The sequence below is a fragment of the Pseudomonas sp. fls2-241-TYG-175 genome (genome assembly GCF_030209155.1).
GTDB classification, from domain to species: Bacteria; Pseudomonadota; Gammaproteobacteria; order Pseudomonadales; family Pseudomonadaceae; genus Aquipseudomonas; species Aquipseudomonas viridiflava.
The window spans coordinates 322,094-343,331 of the sequence record NZ_JARVSO010000004.1; the positions used below are offsets into that span (position 1 = coordinate 322,094).

Genomic DNA, 21,238 nt, shown 5'->3' on the forward strand with positions numbered 1-21,238 from the left:
GCGTTCATTCAACGGCGGACGTTTCAATCTTACCCAGTTGCGACGTATTGCAATGGCTACGGCGCATATCCTGGCGCTGGGCGACTTCTTGTACCTCACGGCGAGTGACAAGATCCGCCAAGCTGATACCGCTTAGAAATTCGTGAATCTGCTGGCTCAGGTCGCACCACAAATGGTGAGTGAGACAGGTGTCGCCAGCGTGGCAATCACCCAACCCCTGACAGCGCGTGGCATCGACCGACTCATTGACAGCATCGACGACCTGCGCCACCTGGATACCTTTCATGTCGCGAGAAAGCTGATAACCGCCACCAGGGCCACGGACACTGGAAACCAGATTGCCGCGGCGAAGCTTGGCGAACAGCTGCTCGAGATAAGACAGGGAAATGCCCTGTCGCTCGGAGATATCGGCCAGAGACACTGGCCCGTTCTGCGCGTGCAAGGCCAGGTCAAGCATGGCTGTTACAGCGTATCGGCCTTTTGTAGTCAGTCGCATGGCGTGTACCGCAGAGGATCGGAATGAGCGTGAGTATGCTATTCCCGAGTAAATGAGTCAACTATTAGACCGAGTAAAACAGTCGGGTTTAGCAAAAAGTGCGGGCTGCATCATAGCAAAGGTGCGGCGCAATGACACGTCCCAAACCCCTGCCCTGCCTAGCCGATCTTATTTTCCAGCGTCTCTTCGCGCTTATCCTTGACGCAGTCGAAGACCTCGTCGCGCAGCTCCGGAAGATCCTTGGCGCAGTAATCGCTACCCAGCCGACTGAGCGCGCCGCACATGTCTTCAAGACGACCGTCCACAGCCTGCAGGTGATCGAGCAACTGGCCGATGGCTCGTGCGACCGGGTCCGGCATATCGGCACTGACGCCATAGGCATCGAAGCCCAGCTTCTCGGCCATCGCCTTGCGCTTGGCTTCGGTCTCATCGTCGGACTTGACGATAATGCGCCCCGGGATGCCCACCGCCGTCGCGCCTGCTGGCACGGCCTTGGTCACGACCGCGTTGGAACCGATCTTGGCGCCGGCACCGACGGTGAACGGGCCGAGCACCTTGGCGCCCGCACCCACCACCACGCCATCTTCCAGCGTCGGGTGACGCTTGCCTGCGTTCCAGCTGGTGCCGCCCAGGGTGACGCCCTGATACAGCGTCACGTCATTGCCGATCTCGGCGGTTTCACCGATAACGATGCCCATGCCATGGTCGATGAAGAAGCGGCGACCGATGCGCGCCCCCGGATGAATTTCGATTCCGGTCATCCAGCGACCGAAATTGGAGACCACGCGAGCCGGCCATTTCCAGCCCTTGCCCCACAGAATGTGCGCGAAGCGGTGCAGCCAGATAGCGTGCATGCCCGGATAGCAGGTCAGCACATCGAACGCGTTGCGCGCGGCCGGGTCACGATGGAACACACTTTGAATATCTTCTCGCAGACGCTCGAACATCACTGATCCTTCCGCTTGTAGGGTTCACCGCGCGCAGCTTTCTGGGTTTCGGTCAGGATCCCGCGAAGGATGCTGAGCTCGGAATGCTCCACTTCGCTGCGGCCAAAAAGCCTGCGCAGGCGCGCCATCAGGTGACGCGGCTTTTCGGGATCAAGAAAACCGATCGCCACCAGCGTGGCTTCAAGATGGCCATAAAAGCCTTCCATTTCATCCATGGTCGCCAGCTCGGCGTTGTGCGCCATTTTCGAGGACTCGTCATGAGCGGGCTGCTCGGAAGCCGCCAGCCAGGACATACGCACTTCATAGCTGAGCACCTGCACGGCAGCAGCCAGGTTCAACGAGCTGAAGCCCGGGTCGGAAGGGATGTGCACATGGAAATGACAACGCTGCAGCTCTTCGTTGGTCAGGCCTGCGTGCTCGCGACCGAAGACCAGCGCCACCTCGGCGCCCTGCCCGGCCTGCTCGACAACCTTCACGCCTGAAGCGCGAGGGTCCAGCATTGGCCACGGCAGACTGCGATCACGGGCACTGGTGCCGAGCACCAGACGGCAACCCGTCAGCGCCTCTTCCAGCGTGGCGACCACCTGCGCGCCTTCCAGAATATCGGTGGCACCCGAGGCGCGGGCGTCGGCATCAGGTGAAGGGAAGATCCGCGGATCGACCAGCACCAGGCGCGAAAGCCCCATGTTTTTCATGGCGCGAGCAGCCCCGCCGATATTTCCGGGATGGGTAGTGCCGACCAGGACAACACGAATGTTCTGCAACAAAGCGAACGCTCACTGACGCGAATTAGGGGGGCAAATCTTACAGAAACGCCCGGACTAACGCTATGAACCTGTTCAAGCCGGGCGGCCCTTGAGCACACGTAGGCGTGATAAGTAATGGCCCTGCACCCGACAACCGTTACAACGCAAGGCTGGAAATAATTCGACGCACCCAATAGAATGGCCGGCTCTCTTTAACAACCTTAGGTGAATTGTCCATGCAGCCCATGCTGAATATCGCGCTGCGCGCCGCCCGCAGCGCCAGCGAATTGATTTTCCGCTCCATCGAGCGCTTGGATACCATCAAGGTCGACGAAAAAGAAGCCAAAGACTACGTCTCAGAGATCGACCGTGCTGCCGAGCAGAGCATCATCACCGCTCTGCGCAAAGCCTACCCGACCCACGGCATCCTGGGTGAAGAAAGCGGCATGCACGAAGGCAGCGGCGAAGGCACCGACTACCTGTGGATCATCGACCCACTGGACGGCACCACCAACTTCGTTCGCGGCATCCCGCACTTCGCGGTCAGCATCGCCTGCAAATACCGTGGTCGTCTCGAACACGCTGTCGTCCTTGATCCCGTCCGCCAGGAAGAATTCACCGCCAGCCGTGGCCGTGGCGCTGCCCTGAACGGTCGTCGTCTGCGTGTCAGCCAGCGCAAGAGCCTTGAAGGCGCACTGCTGGGCACCGGCTTCCCTTTCCGCGACAACCAGATGGACAATCTCGAAAACTACCTGGGCATGTTCCGCAGCCTGGTTGGCCAGACCGCAGGCATCCGCCGCGCAGGCGCCGCCAGCCTGGACCTCGCCTATGTCGCAGCCGGTCGTTTCGACGCATTCTGGGAGTCGGGTCTGTCCGAGTGGGACATCGCTGCAGGCGCCCTGCTGATTCAAGAAGCAGGCGGTCTGGTCAGCGACTTCACAGGCGGTCATGACTTCCTGGAAAAAGGCCACATCGTTGCTGGCAACACCAAGTGCTTCAAAGCCGTGCTGACTGCAATCGCACCGCACCTGCCGCCTTCGCTCAAGCGTTAAGCGACAGACGTAAAAAAACCGGCGAAAGCCGGTTTTTTTATGCCTTGCAGAAGCTCGGCTGACTTACTGGGCCTGACCCAGAATCAGCTGACCGTTCTTGTCGACAGGAATCTGATTGCCTGGATCACGCTCCATACGGACCTGACCCACTTTCTCATTCAACTTGTACTTCACGTTGTAGCCTACAACCTTGTCGCTCACGTCGTTGACTGTTGTGCAACGGTTCTGCGTCGTGGTGTAAGTGTCACGCTCCTGCATACCTTCCTGAACCTTGTTACCGGCATAACCACCACCGACCGCACCTGCAACGGTTGCGATCTTCTTGCCGTTACCACCACCGATCTGATTACCCAGCAAACCGCCGGCTACAGCACCGATGACGCTACCCACGATCTGGTGCTGGTCCTTGACCGGCGCCTGACGGGTAACGGTTACGTCCTTGCAAACTTCGCGGGGAGTTTTGATCTGCTGGTTGATCGGCTCTACAGCCAATACGTCCGCATACTCAGGACCACCCTTGACCAGGCTATAGGTGGCAACGGCACCGCCAGCAGTTACTACAGCAGCACCTAATACAACACCAACAAGCATAGACTTGTTCACGTGAACCTCCTGACCCAATCGAAACGCAGCATGACTGCGCAATGCCTAGCCTTGGAGCATAAAAAAAGGCGCGAGTTCATCACTCGCGCCTTTTTTATGACAACTGGCTATCAGGGCAGATCATCCGCCTTCTCGACCACGACCGGAGGAATGAGATCCTCGGTGGTCAGGTTCAGCCAGATCAGCACCACGTTGGCGATGTAGATCGACGAGTAGGTACCCGCCAGCACACCGATGAACAACGCGATGGAGAAGCCTTCCAGGCTGTCACCACCGAACACCCAAAGCGCAACGATTGCCAGCAGCGTGGATATCGATGTCGCCATGGTGCGCAGCAGCGTCTGGGTGGTGGAGATGTTGATGTTCTCGATCAACGACGCCTTGCGCAGCAGACGGAAGTTCTCGCGAACCCGGTCGAATACCACAATGGTGTCGTTCAACGAGTAGCCGATGATCGCCAGCACTGCCGCCAGCACCGTCAGGTCGAAGGTGATCTGGAAGAACGACAGGATACCCATCGTCACGACCACGTCGTGGATCAGCGAAACGATCGCACCGACCGCAAACTTCCACTGGAAGCGGAACGCCAGATAGATCAGTACGCCACCGAGCGCCAGCAGCATGCCGATACCGCCCTGGTCACGCAGCTCTTCACCGACCTGAGGACCGACGAACTCGACGCGCTTGACTACCGCCGGGTTGTCAGCACCCGACTTGCGCAGCGCCTCCGCTACCTGAGTGCCCAGCTGAGGGTCTTCACCCGGCATGCGCACCAGCAAGTCTGTGGTCGCACCAAAGCTCTGTACAACAGCTTCGTGATAACCGGCCTGGACCAGTTCCTGACGGACCTTGCCCAGATCGGCCGGACGCTCGTAGGTCAGCTCGATGAGCGTACCGCCGGTAAAATCCAGACCAAAGTTAAGCCCTTTATGGAACCAGCTGAACAACGCCAGTGCGGTAAGGAGCATGGTAATGGCGAACGCAACGTTGCGAACGCCCATGAAGTTGATGGTACGTTTCATGGCAGCCCCTTAAATCCACAACTTCTTGAAGTCACGACCGCCATAGATCAGGTTGACCATTGCGCGGGTCACCATGATGGCTGTGAACATCGAGGTAAAGATCCCGAGCGACATGGTCACCGCAAACCCTTTGACGGGACCGGTGCCCATCGCGAAGAGAATGCCGCCGACCAGCAGCGTCGTCAGGTTGGCGTCGAGGATCGCCGTGTAGGCACGATCGAAACCTTCGCTGATTGCGCGCTGAACCGTCATACCGTTGGCGATCTCTTCACGTATCCGCGAGAAGATCAGCACGTTGGCGTCCACCGCCATACCCATCGTCAATACGATACCGGCGATACCCGGCAGGGTCAGCGTTGCACCCAGCAGCGACATCAGTGCCAGCAGCATGACCATGTTGAAGGCCAGCGCTACGGTGGCGATCAGACCGAAGAAACGGTAGATGGCCATGATGAACAGCGACACGAACAACATGCCCCACAGGGAAGCATCGACACCCTTGGTGATGTTGTCAGCACCCAGGCTCGGACCGATGGTGCGCTCTTCAGCGAAGTACATCGGTGCCGCCAGACCACCGGCACGCAACAGCAGCGCCAGCTCGGACGATTCGCCCTGACCGTTCAGACCCGTGATACGGAACTGACTGCCCAGTGGCGACTGGATGGTCGCCAGGCTGATGATCTTCTTGTCTTCCTTGAACGTCTGGACCGGCACGTCTTTTTCGACGCCGTTGACCATCTGCCTGGTGAAAGTAGTGGTCGGACGCTGCTCGATGAAGATCACCGCCATGCTGCGACCCACGTTGCTGCGGGTTGCACGACTCATCAGCTCGCCACCGTGACCATCAAGGTTGATGTTCACTTGTGGACGACCGTGCTCGTCGAAGCTCGCCTTGGCGTCGGTTACCTGGTCACCGGTGATGATCAGGCCACGCTCCACCGCTGCTGCCGGACGTCCGCCTTCGCGGAATTCGAACATTTCGGTGGTGCCTTTCGAATCGTCGGGACCTGCGCCCAAACGGAACTCGAGGTTGGCGGTCTTGCCCAGAATACGCTTGGCTTCTGCAGTGTCCTGCACGCCCGGCAACTCGACAACGATGCGGTTGGCACCCTGACGCTGAACCAGCGGCTCGGCAACGCCCAGCTCGTTGACCCGGTTACGTACGGTGGTCAGGTTCTGCTTGATGGAGTATTCACGAATCTCGGCCAGCTTGGCCGGGGTCAGCGCCATGCGCAGCACGGGAATCCCGTTCAGCTCGGCAGGCGTGATTTCGAAATCGGTAAAGGTCTTGCGTACCAGCGCACGAGCCTGCTCGCGCTCTGCATCGTCACCAAAGCCCAGCTGAATCACGTTACCCAGCTGCGGCAGGCTGCGATAACGCACCTTTTCCTTGCGCAGCAGCGCCTTGACTTCGCCTTCGTAGACTTTCAGACGGGCATCGATTGCCTTGTCCATGTCGACTTCCAGCAGGAAGTGCACACCACCGGACAGGTCGAGGCCGAGTTTCATCGGAGTTGCGCCAATATTGCGCAGCCAGTTCGGCGTGGTGCGGGCCAGGTTCAGTGCGACGACATAGTCATCACCCAGCGCCTTGCGCACGACATCCTTGGCCGGCAACTGGTCTTCCTGCTTGCTCAGACGCAACAAACCGCCTTTGCCATTCTCAGCCAGAGAAGAAGCCTTGACCGGAATACCGGCATCGGTCAGCGCCTTGGCTGCACGATCCACATCTGCCTGGGTGACCTGCAACGCAGTACTTGCGCCACTGATCTGAATGGCCGAATCGTCAGGGTAGAGATTGGGTGCGGAATAAATAAAACCGACCACCAGCACCGCCAGGATCAGTACGTATTTCCACAGAGGGTATTTGTTCAGCATCACGCCGCCCGCTTAAAACGCGGGGCGCCTTGCGCGCCCCGTCGATGGGTAAAAGTTGGTACTCAGATCGCTTTCAGGGTGCCTTTTGGCAGAGTGGCTGCGATTGCGCCCTTCTGGATTTTCAACTCAACGGTGTCAGACACTTCGATCACGACAAAATCGTCGGTCACTTTGTTGATCTTGCCGGCGATGCCGCCGCTGGTCACAACTTCGTCGCCCTTCTGCAGGTTGCCCAGCAGGTTCTTCTGCTCTTTGGCGCGCTTGGCCTGTGGACGCCAGATCATCAGGTAGAAGATGACCAGAAAGCCAACCAGGAAGATCCACTCGAAACCGCTGCCCGCAGGACCGGCAGCCGGTGCAGCAGCATCCGCAAAAGCGGGAGAGATGAAAAAGCTCATGTGTCGCTCCAAGTTACATAATTAGTATAAAAAAGCAGGAAAACTCGTTCTGTTTCAACCCAGAGGCGGCGTGGGAATTCCGCGTTTGGCATAGAAGGCATCGACAAAGGCGGCCAATGTACCCTGTTGAATAGCCTCGCGCAAACCAGCCATAAGCAGCTGGTAGTGCCGCAAATTGTGGATCGTATTGAGCATGCTCCCCAGCATTTCGTTGCACTTGTCCAGGTGATGCAGATAAGCGCGCGAGAAGTTCTTGCAGGTGTAGCAGTCGCAGGTCGGATCCAGCGGCGAATTGTCATGCCGATGAAACGCGTTACGAATTTTCAGCACACCGGTATCAATGAACAAATGACCATTGCGGGCATTGCGGGTCGGCATCACGCAGTCGAACATGTCGACTCCGCGGCGAACACCTTCGACCAGATCTTCCGGCTTGCCTACTCCCATCAGGTAACGGGGTTTGTCAGCCGGCATCTGGCCCGGCAGATAATCCAGCACCTTGATCATCTCGTGCTTGGGCTCGCCCACCGACAGACCGCCAATGGCCAGTCCGTCGAAACCGATCTGGTCCAGGCCTTCCAGCGAGCGCATGCGCAGGCTTTCATGCATGCCGCCCTGAACGATGCCGAACAGCGCGGCGGTGTTCTCGCCGTGAGCGATCTTGGAACGCTTGGCCCAACGCAGCGACAGCTCCATGGAGATGCGCGCCACGTCCTCATCGGCCGGGTACGGCGTGCATTCGTCGAAGATCATGACGATGTCCGAACCCAGATCACGCTGAACCTGCATGGACTCTTCCGGCCCCATGAACACCTTGGCACCATCGACCGGCGAGGCGAAGGTCACGCCCTCCTCCTTGATCTTGCGCATCGCGCCCAGGCTGAACACCTGAAAACCGCCGGAGTCGGTCAGAATCGGACCCTGCCACTGCATGAAATCGTGCAGGTCGCCGTGGCCCTTGATGACCTCGGTGCCCGGACGCAGCCACAGGTGAAAGGTGTTGCCCAGAATGATCTGCGCGCCGGTGGCTTCGATGTCCCGTGGCAGCATGCCCTTGACCGTGCCGTAGGTGCCCACCGGCATGAACGCCGGGGTCTCGACCACGCCACGGGGAAAGGTCAGGCGACCGCGACGGGCCTTGCCGTCGGTGGCCAACAACTCGAAAGACATACGACAGGTGCGACTCATGCGTGATCCTCTGGTACCGATTCCTGTGGGGCCGTCGGCGCGGGATTGCGGGTGATGAACATCGCATCACCGTAACTGAAGAAGCGGTACCCGTGCTCGATGGCAGCCGCGTAGGCCGCCATGGTCTCGGGATAACCGGCGAACGCCGAAACCAGCATCAGCAGCGTGGATTCGGGCAAATGGAAATTGGTCACCAGGGCATCAACCACATGAAACGGTCGGCCTGGATAGATGAAGATATCGGTGTCGCCGCTGAACGGCTTCAGCACACCATCACGCGCCGCGCTTTCCAGCGAACGCACGCTGGTGGTCCCGACCGCGATCACCCGCCCGCCACGCGCACGGCACGCGGCCACGGCATCGACCACGTCCTGACCGACTTCAAGCCATTCGGTGTGCATGTGGTGGTCTTCGATCTGCTCGACGCGCACCGGCTGAAACGTGCCTGCGCCGACGTGCAGCGTGACGAACGTCGTCTCGACGCCCTTGGCGGCAATCGCCTCCAGCAGCGGCTGATCGAAATGCAGACCCGCCGTCGGCGCCGCCACAGCACCGGCGCGCTCAGCGTAAACAGTCTGATAGCGCTCACGGTCCGCGCCTTCGTCCGGGCGGTCTATATAAGGAGGCAACGGCATGTGCCCGACACGGTCGAGCAACGGCAACACTTCTTCGGCGAAACGCAACTCGAACAGCGCATCATGCCGCGCCACCATCTCGGCCTCCCCGCCGCCGTCGATCAGGATCGACGAGCCCGGCTTGGGCGACTTGCTGGCGCGCACATGCGCCAGCACGCGATGGCTGTCCAGCACGCGCTCGACCAGAATCTCCAGCTTGCCGCCAGAGGCTTTCTGCCCGAAAAGACGCGCAGGAATGACGCGGGTATTGTTGAACACCATCAAATCGCCCGGGCGCAAATGCTCAAGCAAATCAGTGAATTGACGATGTGCCAGCGCGCCGCTCACCCCGTCCAGGGTCAACAGACGACTACTGCGACGCTCGGCCAGCGGGTGACGAGCAATCAAGGAATCCGGGAGATCGAAGGTAAAGTCAGCGACGCGCATGATGGGGTTCGTTTAGCAGGGCCGGGAAGTTTATCCGGTTTGGCGGAATTAGTAAAAAACCACCGCAAATCCCTGTTGACCAACGGAAAACCGATCCCTATACTTCGCCGCCATTGAGCCCTGATGGCGGAATTGGTAGACGCGGCGGATTCAAAATCCGTTTTCGAAAGAAGTGGGAGTTCGATTCTCCCTCGGGGCACCAAAATTGAAAAAGACCTTGAAATTCAAGGTCTTTTTTTTCGCCTGGTGGAAAGTGGGCTTAATCGTCTCGACCCTTACTGCAACGACACGATAGCTATTTGCCTGCACCTGATTTAGAGCTATGTTGAGGTCTTTGACTCAGGGACACCTCATGGCTGCCAACCCCTCCTCTCATGCGCAAAAGCATTTGGCCGTTCTGATCGACGCGGACAATGCCCAATCGGCGATTGTCGAGGGTCTGTTCGAGGAGATCGCCAAGTACGGCGTCGCCAACGTCAAAAGAATCTATGGAGACTGGACCGGGCCGCAACTGGGTGGCTGGAAGAAGGTGCTTCTGGAAAACTCCATTCAGCCCATCCAGCAGTTCGCTTACACGAAAGGCAAGAATGCCACGGACAGTTCGCTGATCATTGACGCGATGGATCTGTTGTACACACGGCGCTTCGATGGTTTTTGTCTGGTGTCGAGCGATAGCGACTTCACCCGCCTCGCTTCGCGGCTGAGGGAAGAAGGTCTGACGGTCTACGGGTTTGGTGAGGAAAAGACGCCAAAGTCGTTCGTGTCCGCCTGCGATAAGTTTATCTACACAGAATTACTCAGGGCTGAGGTTCAAGCCGTCGTTGCCAACGGCGCTGATGCACGTGACACAGCCCAGCCTGCAATTGGGAAGGCAGAGGAAGTCGCGAACCCGCCTGAAGTCAAGAAAAGCAAACCCAAGGCCCCTGTCTCCTTTATCGCGAAAATACTGGATGACATAGCCGACGAAGATGGCTGGGTGCATCTGGGCGCGCTTGGCACGAACATCACCAAGCTGAGACCTGAATTTGATCCCCGTAGCCACGGTTATAAAAAACTGAGCGAGTTGATCAAAGGCTACCCGGAGTTATTTGAGCTGCAAGGAAGGGAAACGCCAGGTTCTGTTGGTCTGGCGCTGTATGCAAGGCGTAAAAAGGCGGCCAAATAATTTTCAGAGCTTTCCCCTCTATTAGTAAAGAGAATTAACGCGATATGGACATCAGACACGTTGTACTTCAATTACCCGAAGTCATTGGTGATCTTTGGAAATCACAGCAGGCACTGGCTGCTCATTATGCAAGCACAGGCTTGAAGTTCACGCTGGATGGACGTCTGGTGGGCGATATCGCAGAAGCATTGGCGTTGGAGCATTTCGATCTTCTGATACCTGAGAAACGCACAGGTGGGGTCGATGCGCTCACTCGGACCGGGAAAACCGTGCAAGTGAAAGCGACCGGCAGGGCAAGATCAGGCCCGTCCTTCACGCCCGGCAAAGGCTTTGCCGAATACCTGCTGTTTTTCAGGATCGACTTTGAATCTAATACCGCCATGGTTGCCTACAACGGACCCGAAGCTCCCGTGCGCAGATTGCTGCCGGAAAATGGATGGGCCGGCACCAAGGTGCTGAGTCTTGCCGCCATTCAACTGTTGGCGCTGGAAGTGAATCCGCTGGATCGCCTTCCACTGAAGGCCCATGCAAGCCTTCCAAATCCTGACATGACGCGCTGACCTGTCGCCCTGCCCAACCGCCCCGTTCTATTCATGACGTTGCCCATCGGTATAATCGCCGCAGAATGGACCTCAGGACAGCCCAGTGAACAAGATCGTTTATGTAAAAGCCCACTTCCGCCCTATCGGTGAAGAAGTCACCGTCAAAGTGCCCACGGGCGAGATGACGTGGGGGTTGTTCGGTACGAAAGAAGAGACTCGGAAAGAGAAACAATGGCAGCAAACCGGTTGGTCGGATTGCGAGGTTGATGGAGAGCGGCTGTCGAAAGATATCGAAGAAGCGGTGGCGCAGCTCAATGCTGACGGCTATGAAATTCAGACCATCTTGCCGATCCTGTCGGGTGCCTATAACTACGAATTCAAGTACGAAAACGTAAAATTCCCCGAACAAATAGGCGCTCCGGGCGGAGGCTGGGGGTATGGCTACGGGTATGGTTTCAGCTTCACCGAAGGCGTCACCTTGATCGCCAGGAAAATCCAGAATCCTTCCGCCTGACGGCCAGCCCATACAGTCTTGACTGCACGAAACGCGCTTACCCCGATCACTGGCAAGCGCAGTTCAGCCGTTAAATATCTGATCGCTTCAGGCGCAGTTCAACCAAACCCTTTCAAACGCCGAAAAGATCCGGATCACTATTTTTTCGCGTGCGGCGGTGCTCCGACGTTGTATTTGTCCGTGCTGTGGTCATTGTCCTGATCGGTGTCGTTGCCACCAAACGCGGCGTCGGTGCTGTGGTCGTTGTCCAGATCCTTGTCATTACCGCCAAACGACGCGTCGGTGCTGTTGTCGTTATCGAGGTCGCGGTCTGTGCCGCCAAATGAGGCGTCGGTTTTGTTGTCGTTGTCCATGTCCTTGTCATTGCCACCGAACCTTGCGTCGGTGACGTTATCGTTGTCGAGATCCTTGTCATTACCGCCACACGTGGCGTCGGTAATGTGGTCATTGTCGAGATCGCAATCGTTAGCCGCGAACGCGGGCAATGAAGTGCCTGCGATCAAGGACGCGAGCAGAAAACCGCCGATCTTTGCAGCCAGATTCTTACGCATGCGCATCAGGTTTTTTCCAAATGGATAAGGGGAAGTGGTACTGAGTCTGGTCCATTAACGTTGCATGTGGAGTGCAAATACCCCTTCCTGAATTTCCGTTTTTTAGCAGCTCATCAATTGCGCTGCGCCTTGCTGCCTACCTCTACTCACGTCGCTGTCTCTGAAAAACCGGTCACCGCTGTTTCGGGGAGTCGCGGACGATTTGACCGGCATTTCGGCGAATTGCTTGCGCGGCAGGTGATGAGTTTTCTATTGCATGGAGAACGAATCGATACATTTATCCACTTTCGCCTGGCGCTCTATAGAGCACCCAGTCCGCACGGCTGATCGGTAGGAAAGGCTTCTGGAGGAAGGCTTGCCGCCGCGTACCTGATCATTGCTGAGCAAATCTCATGTCTGCATGAGCTTTTGGGTGGGTAACCTTTTCGAGGAAAAGCCAGTAGCCTGCTCACATACTTGGCAACGGTCCAACGCATAGGCACCCAGTAAAGGATCAAGTATTCGACAGGCAACAAAGGTTCAGGCGTATGACTATCACCTCAATCAATACTCTGGAGATCAGTTTCCTGGAAAGTCCGAGACATGATGTCGAGGCATTGTTGCTCAAGCACATCGAGCAATTGAACAAGGCGCCGGGCTGTTTGAGCTATGCGCTGAGCAGGAGCACAAAGAGCACCGCCCGCTGGATCGTCAGCGGTTATTGGTCGAATGAAGGAGAAATGACTGATCATTTCTGTACGGCTGCAATGACCGAGTTCATTGATGAACTCATCGACGCCGAGGCCAATATCGCGTTCGCTCGCTTCGCAGCCAATATCGATATTACGGCCTGACGCCGTTATACCCGGCAACTTGAACAGCTCGACCGGGCTTTGACACGCCTGTCAGAAATGCACGCGCACGATTGAAAAGTTATTTCTCGCCACACCCACTCTTTTTATATAAAGGTTTAACATGAAGCTCTTGAAACTTGCAGCGTTCGTTGTAGCCATATCTGGCCTGGCTGGATGTGCAACTGCAACGCCTGTGCCTGACAAAGGTAATGCCATCGTTCATATTGAAGCTCAGGTGGGTGATGAGATGATCGCACGACGTCTTGATGCGACGCCTGCCGAAAGCCTGACTCATTTCAAAGTTTCGCCCGGCAGGCATTCAATGGAACTGGGTATTGTGGCGAGGGGTTATCAGAAGAGTCAGCGCCGTTGCGTGGCAACGCTTGAATACAGCGCGTTTGCCGCCGATGAGCTTTATACGTTGATCGAAAGCAGGTCGGGGGCCGAGGTCAAAGTCACGCTGTTCGATAGCAAGGGAAAGGCGCTGGCGCAGACGGACAAGGTGCCTTGCCTCTGATCTCATTCATTGTCACATCACAAGAATACGTCTCGCAGGGCTGGGCCATTTGCGAGGCGTATCCAGGCATCAAACTTCCCCTTCGCTAGACTAAAAAAACCTCTTCCTATCGGGCACATCCCTTTCCTACAAGACTCAGCGAATCAGCCTCTATTTTCAGGCAGGCAGACAGTTCAACCTGCTCGCCGTTCGCTGCCCCATCAGCAACCGGATTTGACGATCCGTTCTATCCAGGCGTATACGCTTTGCGCTGCATCAAGCCTTGCTTGATGTATGTGTTATGGCGGCTGTGCGTCGGAGGCCTTCGGGCCTGCCGGTTTCCTGGATACCGGTTCGTCAACCTTCGCACAGCTGCCACCCATTCGTTTGACGACGTTTGCTGGCAGTTCTCTATTCAGGAGCTGTACCCATGTTGAACGTTACCCCTTGCGTGCCCTGCACCGCTCATTTCGAAGCCATCCTTTTCTTTCGTCACCACCGCATGCTCCGGGCTGCCGTTTCTGAAGCGCAGGCCTGGTTCTGTCTGGCGGACCTTGCCCGTTTGATGGGCAAGGCGCTGGATGAGCGCGCCACCCTCAAGCTGGATGCCGATCAACGGCGTGTGGTCTGGCTGCAGGCCAATGGCGAGTGGTGCAGGCAGTTGATGGTCAGTGAGTCGGGCGTGTTCGCGCTGCTGGTTCATCACTATGTGCCTGAAAACCGGGCGCTGCGGCAATGGCTGACGCATGAGGTCCTGACCGTGCTTCGGGATCAGCACAACGTGACGCTGGATAACCCGAAGGTGAGCCAGCTGAAATGGCCGGGGACGTCCCTGAGCGTGCTGCACTGGCGAGACGAGTCATGGATCCGGTTGCGGGATATGCCGAATGTCCTACCCGAAGCGGCTCCGCGTTCGAAAAGAAGCCTTTGGACCCATGCATTCAGACGCCAGCCCTGAATGACTGACCGGTCACAAATTAAGCGAGCGTTAAGCGTCGTGCCGTAGGTTTGTGTCACGGCTTGTTACAACTACGTAGCGAGCCATTCACCCACCTCGGGCAGGAGTTTCGCCATGACCGGTCTCTTTGAAAAGAAATGGAAGTGCTTCAGAAGGACGCTGACCTACGTGGGTTGGTCGCTGTTATGGCTGTTGCTTTGGGACGTGGGCGTGACGATGGATTTCATGCTGATGGAAGGCATTGGCATCGATTTCCCGCTGATGCCACTGACGCTACTGTGTTCGGCGCTGATTGTGCTGATCAGTTTTCGTAACACCAGTGCCTATAACCGTTGGTGGGAAGCGCGCACCTTGTGGGGGGCGATGGTCAACAGTTCGCGCAGTTATGGCCGACAAGTGTTGACCCTGATCGATGGCGAAGGCCGCGCTCGGGAGAACCCGGTGAAGGGCGAGCTATTTCGTCGCCATGTGGCTTATCTGCGAGCGCTACGTGCGCACTTGAAGGGCGACGTCAGCGAAGCCCGACTCGACGGTCTGCTGCCTGCGTTCGAAATCGAACGGGCGCGTGACAGCAATAACTTTCCCAACGACATTCTGAGCGGCTCGGCGTCGATCATTGCCGACGAGTTCGCGCAAGGTCGGCTGGACAGCATCCGGTTTTCGCGGCTGGAAACGACGCTGGTGGACCTGTCCAACTGCCAGGGCGGCATGGAGCGTATTGCCAATACGCCACTGCCCTACCCGTATGTTTATTTTCCCCGACTGTTCAGTGCGTTGTTCTGCGTGATCATGCCGCTGAGCATGGTGACGACCCTGGGTTGGTTCACGCCGCTCATTTCGACGGTGGTGGGCTGCCTGTTGCTGGCCATGGAGCGGATCGGCACGGATCTGCAAGCGCCGTTCGGCAACAGCCAGCACCGGATCCGCATGGAAGAGCTGTGCCAGAACATCGAAAAGAACCTGTGCTCTATGTACAACGAGCCCGAACAGGGGCCGTTGCTGGCACACCTGAAAGCGATGATCGGGCCGATTGCGCCCTCGGTTCGTCAGCCGACGGCGTGACCTGATCGCAGGGTGGTTGTGCCCATAATCCTGTGAACGCTCCCCAAGCGCCCAGCTCTAACTAGCAACTCGGAAACGCGCTCAAGGAGAACACATGACCACTTCATTCAAGGTTGGCGATGCCGTGCGCTGGAACTCGGAGGCTGGCGAGATCCGGGGCAAGGTCACCAAGGTGCATGTAAAGGACGTGGAGTTCATGGGCAAGCATCGGCCCGCGTCGAAAGACAGTCCGCAATATGAAGTAAAGAGTGACAAGACCGGGCATCTGGCGATGCACCACGAGGATGCACTCCACAAAGTCTGACGCCCGGCTCAGAACACGAACCCGTGCCCCAATTCGTTTTCCATCCACTCCAGGAAACGCCTGACCCTTGGAAAGCTGGAGTGGGCCTTGGGAAACACCAAGTGGTGCGCCGCGACCGGTGAACTCAACAGGTGCGGCGCGACTTCCAGCAGCGCGCCGCTTTGCAGATACTTTTGCGCCAGCAATGTGCTTTCCAGCGCGAAGCCCAGGCCATGACTCGCAGCCTCGAGCGTCATGTAGGAACGGTCAAAACTCAGCGTGTAGGGCTTTTCAGGACGCGCGAGGCCGTGCTGGGCGAACAGCTCCGGCCATTTCAACAGCGTGGCTTCGGACAGAATCAGCTCGCCATTCAGCAGGTCCGCTGCGCTGTTGACCGGAGACCGCTCCAGCAGCTTCGGCGACGCCAGTACCGCGAAGGTCTCGTGGCGCACGGTGCGCACTTCGTAGCTCGGCCAGTTGGGTCGACCATGGCGGATATCGACGTCGATCTTGTCACGGCTGAAGTGCAGCGATTCGTAGGAGCACGACAGGTTGATCTGGATATCCGGATGGCTGATCCGAAACGCTTCCAGTCTTGGCATTAGCCACAACAGTCCAAAACTGGGAGACGAGTGCAGGCGCAGGCAGTCGAGGCTGACGTCGCTCGCAGCCCGCTCGGTCGCCACGGCCAGGCTGTGCAGCAACCCGGAAACCTCTTTCAGATACTGCTCGCCCACCGGCGTCAGGGTGACGCCGCGTGCCGCCCGCACGAACAGTTGCCGCCCGATCATCGCTTCCAGTTTGGCCAGTTGATGGCTGACCGCCGAAGGCGTCAGGTCCAGCACTTCGGCGGCGCGGGCCAGGTTGCCGAAACGTGCCGTCTGCTCGAAGGCCTGAATGGCTTTCAGGGGTGGCAGGTTCGAGTGGGGGTCGTCATCGGCACGCATGGTGGCTCCGAAGCATCAGGAAGAGTGGGCTTTTGGCATTCAAGCACTGCTCGGCGGAAATGACGAGAGGTGAATTTTTTTCATCGACCAGTGAGGGTAGCGTTATTGCTCGCAGGCAGGACCGGGAACACTCTGAGCGCATCGATCACTTGAATCGAACCCATAAAAACAATCAGAGGACTCCCTCATGCTGCTTCAAGGCAAAGTTGCAATCATCACCGGTGCTGCCTCCGAACGTGGAATCGGTCGTGCCACCGCTGTCACCTTCGCGCAACACGGCGCTCGCGTCGTGATCGTCGACCTCGATGAATCCGCCGCACGCGACGCTGCCGCCGCGCTGGGCGAAGGCCATCTGGGCCTGGCCGCCAACGTGGCCGACGAATCCCAGGTCAAACAGGCCGTTGCGAAGATCATCGAGCACTTCGGCCGTATCGACGTACTGGTCAACAACGCCGGTATCACCCAACCGATCAAGACACTGGATATCCGCCCGGGCGATTACGACAAGGTGCTGGACGTCAGCCTGCGCGGCACACTGTTGATGTCGCAGGCGGTCATTCCGACCATGCGCGCGCAGGGTTCGGGCAGCATCGTGTGCATGTCGTCGGTCTCGGCGCAGCGTGGCGGCGGCATCTTCGGCGGCCCGCATTACAGCGCTGCAAAAGCCGGCGTACTCGGCCTGGGCAAGGCCATGGCGCGGGAGTTCGGCCCGGACCAGATTCGTATCAACTCCATCGCACCGGGCCTGATTCATACCGATATCACCGGCGGGCTGATGCAGGACGAGCGACGCCACGCGATCATCGAAGGCATCCCGCTGGGTCGCCTGGGCGCGGCTCAGGACGTGGCCAATGCGGCGCTGTTTCTGGCCAGTGACCTGTCTTCCTACCTGACCGGCGTTACGCTGGATGTGAACGGCGGCATGCTGATTCACTGACAGCCCATCGGCGGGCCGATCAGACAGTGTGACGGCCCGTATTTGCTCTGGATCGATGACACGCCCGGCCGGTTTGCCTGGCGGTCTATAAAAACAAGAGATCAGACCATCATGATAACCACGATGCCCCTCGACGCGGTCTCGACCGCCCGTGCCAATGCCTACCGCAAGACCGCCTGGCGGTTGATGCCGTTCCTGATGCTGTGCTACCTGTGCGCCTATCTGGACCGGGTCAATGTCGGGTTTGCCAAGCTGACCATGATGAATGACCTGGCCTTCAGCGAAGCCGTCTACGGCCTCGGCGCCGGCATGTTCTTCATCGGTTATTTCCTCTGTGAAGTACCCAGTAACCTGATTCTGCATCGCGTCGGCGCACGCCGCTGGATCGCGCGCATCATGATTTCCTGGGGCATCATTTCCGCGCTGTTCGCCTTCGTCGAAACCGAGTGGCAGTTCTACGCCCTGCGCTTTTTGCTCGGTGTGGCCGAAGCCGGCCTGGCACCGGGTCTGCTGCTTTACCTCACCTACTGGTTCCCGTCCTACCGCCGTGCTCGCATGACGGTGCTGTGGTTCATCGCCATTCCGTTGTCCGGGATGATCGGCGGGCCGCTGTCGGGCTACATCATGGGCACCTTCGCAGGCTTTCATGGCTGGGCAGGCTGGCAGTGGATGTTTGTCATCGAGGCCATTCCCACGGTGATCGTCGGCCTGATGGTATTGGCGTACCTGAAAGACGGCGTGCATCAGGCAACCTGGCTCACCGATGACGAAAAAGAGCTGATCAAAAAGGAACTGGCCGAAGACAACAGCCAAAAGGTCGTGCACGCCTCGGTCGGTGAATTCGTTCGTGACCGCCGTTTGTGGCTGCTGGCCTGCATCTACTTCTGCGTGGTGATGGGTCAGTACGCAATCACCTTCTGGCTGCCGACGCTGATCCGCAACGCCGGGCTGGCCGATCCGCTGCACATCGGCCTGATGACCAGCGTGCCGTATCTGTGCGCCATCGTCGCCATGTTGTTGATGGGTCGTAGCGGCGACAAGCATCGCGAACGCCGCTGGCATCTGGTGCTGCCGATGATCGCCGGTGCGCTGGGCCTGAGCCTGGCGGCGGTCTTCGGCAACAGCCTACTGCTCTCGGTGTTGAGCCTGTGCCTGGCCGCAGCCGGCGTGCTTTCGGCGTCGTCCCTGTTCTGGATGCTGCCCACCACCCTGCTGGGCGGCGTGTCCGCAGCGGCGGGCATTGCCGGCATCAACAGCTTCGCCAACCTCGCGGGTTTCTGCTCGCCTTACCTGATCGGCTGGATCACGACCACCACCGGCTCCAGCGCCATCGGCATGTACCTGATCACCGGCGTGCTGTTCATCGGCGCGTTTCTGGTCCTGCGTATCCCTGCCGCCTCGGTCAATCGTTGAGTTCACGGAGTCATCACCATGACAACCCAAGCGTTATCTGCCACATCCACGTCGCTGGCACAGCGTGCCCACAACATTCGTCGCCATGCCTTGCGCATGGGTCAGGTTCAGGGTCAGGGCTATGTCGGCCAGGCGCTGGGCGCAGCCGACCTGCTGGCGGTGTCCTACTTCCATGCCATGAGCTACAAGCCTGAAGACCCGGAATGGGAACAGCGTGATCGCTTTTACCTGTCGATCGGTCACTACGCCATCGCGTTGTATGCGGCCTTGATCGAGGCTGAAATTATCCCGCTGGACGAGCTCGAAACCTACGGTTCGGACGACAGCCGTCTGCCCATGTCGGGGATGGCCGCCTACACGCCGGGCATGGAAATCACCGGCGGCTCGCTCGGCCACGGCCTGGGCATCGCGGTCGGCGCCTGCCTGGGCCTGAAGCGAAAGAATTCGGCGTCCTTCGTTTACAACCTGCTGTCGGATGGCGAACTGAACGAGGGGTCGACTTGGGAAGCGGCGATGTCGGCCTCCCATTGGAAGCTCGACAACCTGATCGCGATCATCGACGTGAACAACCAGCAGGCCGACGGCCATGCCAGCGAAGTGCTCGCTTTCGAGCCTATCGTGGATCGCTGGCAGGCCTTTGGCTGGTTCACGCAAAGGGTTGACGGCAACGACCTGCAAGCGCTGGTCGCCGCGTTCGACGCCGCCCGCCAGCATCCCGGCGCACAGCCTCGGGTGATCATCTGCGACACGAAAATGGGCAAGGGCGTGCCCTTTCTGGAAACCCGTGAGAAGACCCACTTCATCCGTGTCGACGAACACGAGTGGGACCTTGCACTGAACAACCTCGACGAGGGGAAAACCGTATGAGCACTGCCAACCAGAACCCTGCGGCGGCACCTGCCGTGAAGAAGAAGCTCACCACGTCGGCGATGATCGCCTCGATTGCTTCCGAAGGTCAGGCCACCCGTTCGGCACCGTTCGGTCATGCGCTGGCGGCACTGGCCGATCAGCGTTCGGACATCGTCGGGCTGTCGGCGGATCTGTCCAAGTACACCGACCTGCATATTTTCGCCAAGGCGCATCCCGAGCGTTTCTACCAGATGGGCATGGCCGAACAATTACTGATGAGCGCCGCTGCCGGGATGGCCCGTGAAGGCTGCGTGCCGTTCGCGACCACCTACGCGGTGTTCGCCTCGCGCCGCGCCTACGACTTCATCTGCATGGCGATTGCCGAGGAGAACCTCAACGTCAAGATCGTCTGCGGCCTGCCCGGCCTGACCACCGGCTACGGCCCGAGCCACCAGGCCACGGACGATCTGGCAATCTTCCGCGCCATGCCCAACCTGATGATCGTCGACCCGTGCGATGCGCTGGAAATCGAGCAGGCCGTGCCAGCCATCGCCGCGCATCAGGGGCCGGTGTACATGCGGTTGTTGCGCGGCAACGTTCCGCTGGTGCTCGACGAGTACGGCTATCAATTCGAGATCGGCAAGGCCAAGACCCTGCGCACCGGTAACGACGTGCTGATCATCTCCACCGGCCTGATGACCATGCGCTCGCTGGAAGCCGCCAAGGAACTGCAGGCAGATGGCGTCGATGTCGCGGTGTTGCACGTACCGACCATCAAGCCGCTGGACGAACAGACCATTCTCGCCGAAGCCAGAAAACCGGGGCGGCTGGTGGTGACGGCGGAAAACCATTCGATCATCGGTGGTCTGGGTGAAGCGGTTGCGACCGTGCTGCTGCGCAATGGCGTCACGCCGACCTTCAGACAGATCGCGCTGCCGGATGCGTTTCTCGATGCAGGTGCCCTGCCGACGCTGCACGATCGCTATGGCATTTCCACGCCAGCGGTCTGCGCGCAGATCAAGGCGTGGTTGTAGCGGTCGGATGGTGAAATGGCGCTGAGTTCTGCTTTTGCCCGCGGGGCGTTGGAGCTCTCGGAGGTTACGACGGCAGCGATGGGCTGCGCAGCGGCCCTTGGTTTTATCTGGCACACCGCATGCGCAGGCCTTGCTGCCGGTTCCCGGCAGATCGCCGGCAAGCCGCCTCTTATCAAACAACACGTAAGCTGCTGAATGAACACGTTCTTGTGGGAGGCGCCACCACGTCTTCGACGTAGCGCTGTCGCGCATCAAACACCGGG

General features: G+C 58.6%; 24 protein-coding genes and 1 tRNA gene. 14 read left to right on the forward strand and 11 right to left on the reverse strand.

The genetic code is table 11. The features are described 5' to 3' along the window. Positions 1-4 precede the first annotated feature (4 nt). The 3 genes from iscR to trmJ form a co-directional block, all read right to left on the reverse strand. Positions 5-496, reverse strand: coding sequence for a Fe-S cluster assembly transcriptional regulator IscR (gene iscR / locus QRN20_RS05175; RefSeq protein WP_004878734.1), 492 nt, complete (start codon positions 494-496; stop codon positions 5-7). Positions 497-654: 158 nt separating this feature from the next. Beyond that, on the reverse strand, positions 655-1,443 hold the full coding sequence (gene cysE / locus QRN20_RS05180; RefSeq protein ID WP_029241759.1) for a serine O-acetyltransferase: 789 nt from the start codon (positions 1,441-1,443) through the stop codon (positions 655-657). Next, positions 1,443-2,210 carry a tRNA (cytosine(32)/uridine(32)-2'-O)-methyltransferase TrmJ gene (gene trmJ / locus QRN20_RS05185; protein ID WP_029241758.1) on the reverse strand — a complete coding sequence of 256 codons (768 nt, stop codon included), beginning with the start codon at positions 2,208-2,210 and terminating at the stop codon, positions 1,443-1,445. The genes cysE and trmJ overlap by 1 nt, the downstream gene beginning before the upstream one ends. A 215-nt stretch (positions 2,211-2,425) precedes the next feature. Between trmJ and suhB the strand changes: the two genes are divergently transcribed. Then, positions 2,426-3,241 (forward strand): type III secretion system regulator SuhB, encoded by an 816-nt coding sequence (suhB, locus tag QRN20_RS05190; RefSeq protein WP_004878727.1) that lies wholly within the window; start codon positions 2,426-2,428, stop codon positions 3,239-3,241. Positions 3,242-3,304: 63 nt separating this feature from the next. On the opposite strand, the gene QRN20_RS05195 is transcribed toward suhB, so the two are convergent. The 6 genes from QRN20_RS05195 to queA form a co-directional block, all read right to left on the reverse strand. Next, positions 3,305-3,844, reverse strand: a complete 540-nt coding sequence (locus tag QRN20_RS05195; protein WP_004878725.1) for a glycine zipper 2TM domain-containing protein — start codon at positions 3,842-3,844, stop codon at positions 3,305-3,307. Between the two features lie 110 nt (positions 3,845-3,954). Then, a complete protein-coding gene (secF, locus tag QRN20_RS05200; RefSeq protein ID WP_004878723.1) occupies positions 3,955-4,866 on the reverse strand; it encodes a protein translocase subunit SecF in 912 nt (303 codons plus the stop codon). Positions 4,867-4,875: 9 nt separating this feature from the next. Beyond that, positions 4,876-6,744, reverse strand: coding sequence for a protein translocase subunit SecD (gene secD / locus QRN20_RS05205; protein ID WP_096766640.1), 1,869 nt, complete (start codon positions 6,742-6,744; stop codon positions 4,876-4,878). A 62-nt stretch (positions 6,745-6,806) separates the two neighbouring features. After that, a complete protein-coding gene (gene yajC / locus QRN20_RS05210) occupies positions 6,807-7,142 on the reverse strand; it encodes a preprotein translocase subunit YajC (protein ID WP_002552468.1) in 336 nt (111 codons plus the stop codon). 54 nt (positions 7,143-7,196) lie between these two features. Next, positions 7,197-8,312 carry a tRNA guanosine(34) transglycosylase Tgt gene (tgt, locus tag QRN20_RS05215; protein ID WP_004878719.1) on the reverse strand — a complete coding sequence of 372 codons (1,116 nt, stop codon included), beginning with the start codon at positions 8,310-8,312 and terminating at the stop codon, positions 7,197-7,199. Between the two features lie 14 nt (positions 8,313-8,326). Next, entirely contained in the window at positions 8,327-9,391 is a 1,065-nt protein-coding gene (queA, locus tag QRN20_RS05220) for a tRNA preQ1(34) S-adenosylmethionine ribosyltransferase-isomerase QueA (protein ID WP_122517072.1), read from the reverse strand. A gap of 117 nt (positions 9,392-9,508) precedes the next feature. Here queA and QRN20_RS05225 point away from each other — a divergent pair. The 4 genes from QRN20_RS05225 to QRN20_RS05240 all read left to right on the forward strand — a co-directional run bounded on the left by QRN20_RS05225 (position 9,509) and on the right by QRN20_RS05240 (position 11,612). Then, positions 9,509-9,593 (forward strand) — tRNA-Leu (locus tag QRN20_RS05225). Positions 9,594-9,743: 150 nt separating this feature from the next. After that, complete coding sequence (locus QRN20_RS05230) at positions 9,744-10,556, forward strand: NYN domain-containing protein (RefSeq protein ID WP_058431913.1); 813 nt, start codon at positions 9,744-9,746, stop codon at positions 10,554-10,556. A gap of 44 nt (positions 10,557-10,600) precedes the next feature. Continuing rightward, positions 10,601-11,116, forward strand: coding sequence for a DUF6998 domain-containing protein (locus QRN20_RS05235; protein ID WP_058431912.1), 516 nt, complete (start codon positions 10,601-10,603; stop codon positions 11,114-11,116). Positions 11,117-11,201: 85 nt separating this feature from the next. Next, entirely contained in the window at positions 11,202-11,612 is a 411-nt protein-coding gene (locus QRN20_RS05240) for a hypothetical protein (RefSeq protein ID WP_122417738.1), read from the forward strand. A gap of 137 nt (positions 11,613-11,749) precedes the next feature. Here the strand turns inward: QRN20_RS05240 and QRN20_RS05245 are convergent, their stop codons facing one another. Beyond that, on the reverse strand, positions 11,750-12,169 hold the full coding sequence (locus QRN20_RS05245) for an ethanolamine utilization protein (RefSeq protein ID WP_122429862.1): 420 nt from the start codon (positions 12,167-12,169) through the stop codon (positions 11,750-11,752). Between the two features lie 521 nt (positions 12,170-12,690). Between QRN20_RS05245 and QRN20_RS05250 the strand changes: the two genes are divergently transcribed. The 5 genes from QRN20_RS05250 (at position 12,691) to QRN20_RS05270 (ending at position 15,816) form a co-directional block, all read left to right on the forward strand. Further along, positions 12,691-12,996 carry an antibiotic biosynthesis monooxygenase family protein gene (locus QRN20_RS05250; RefSeq protein ID WP_122434162.1) on the forward strand — a complete coding sequence of 102 codons (306 nt, stop codon included), beginning with the start codon at positions 12,691-12,693 and terminating at the stop codon, positions 12,994-12,996. Positions 12,997-13,117: 121 nt separating this feature from the next. Next, complete coding sequence (locus QRN20_RS05255; protein WP_240996903.1) at positions 13,118-13,513, forward strand: PA0061/PA0062 family lipoprotein; 396 nt, start codon at positions 13,118-13,120, stop codon at positions 13,511-13,513. Between the two features lie 409 nt (positions 13,514-13,922). After that, positions 13,923-14,450: a BRO-N domain-containing protein gene (locus tag QRN20_RS05260; RefSeq protein WP_069143770.1), complete on the forward strand. Its 528-nt coding sequence runs from the start codon at positions 13,923-13,925 to the stop codon at positions 14,448-14,450. A gap of 114 nt (positions 14,451-14,564) precedes the next feature. Further along, on the forward strand, positions 14,565-15,512 hold the full coding sequence (locus QRN20_RS05265; RefSeq protein ID WP_043303165.1) for a bestrophin family protein: 948 nt from the start codon (positions 14,565-14,567) through the stop codon (positions 15,510-15,512). Between the two features lie 94 nt (positions 15,513-15,606). After that, the gene (locus QRN20_RS05270; RefSeq protein WP_029241748.1) at positions 15,607-15,816 is read left to right on the forward strand and encodes a hypervirulence associated TUDOR domain-containing protein; all 210 of its coding nucleotides are present in this window, start codon (positions 15,607-15,609) and stop codon (positions 15,814-15,816) included. Positions 15,817-15,824: 8 nt separating this feature from the next. Here QRN20_RS05270 and QRN20_RS05275 read toward each other — a convergent pair whose 3' ends face one another. Beyond that, on the reverse strand, positions 15,825-16,742 hold the full coding sequence (locus QRN20_RS05275) for a LysR substrate-binding domain-containing protein (RefSeq protein ID WP_043303163.1): 918 nt from the start codon (positions 16,740-16,742) through the stop codon (positions 15,825-15,827). A 187-nt stretch (positions 16,743-16,929) separates the two neighbouring features. Between QRN20_RS05275 and QRN20_RS05280 the strand changes: the two genes are divergently transcribed. The 4 genes from QRN20_RS05280 (at position 16,930) to QRN20_RS05295 (ending at position 20,975) form a co-directional block, all read left to right on the forward strand. Continuing rightward, positions 16,930-17,679: an SDR family NAD(P)-dependent oxidoreductase gene (locus QRN20_RS05280; RefSeq protein WP_122434161.1), complete on the forward strand. Its 750-nt coding sequence runs from the start codon at positions 16,930-16,932 to the stop codon at positions 17,677-17,679. 111 nt (positions 17,680-17,790) lie between these two features. After that, on the forward strand, positions 17,791-19,092 hold the full coding sequence (locus QRN20_RS05285) for an MFS transporter (protein WP_025995056.1): 1,302 nt from the start codon (positions 17,791-17,793) through the stop codon (positions 19,090-19,092). Positions 19,093-19,110: 18 nt separating this feature from the next. After that, positions 19,111-19,959, forward strand: coding sequence for a transketolase (locus tag QRN20_RS05290; RefSeq protein WP_122434160.1), 849 nt, complete (start codon positions 19,111-19,113; stop codon positions 19,957-19,959). Further along, positions 19,956-20,975: a transketolase family protein gene (locus tag QRN20_RS05295; protein WP_004878682.1), complete on the forward strand. Its 1,020-nt coding sequence runs from the start codon at positions 19,956-19,958 to the stop codon at positions 20,973-20,975. Before QRN20_RS05290 ends, QRN20_RS05295 begins: the two co-directional genes overlap by 4 nt. Positions 20,976-21,238 lie beyond the last annotated feature (263 nt).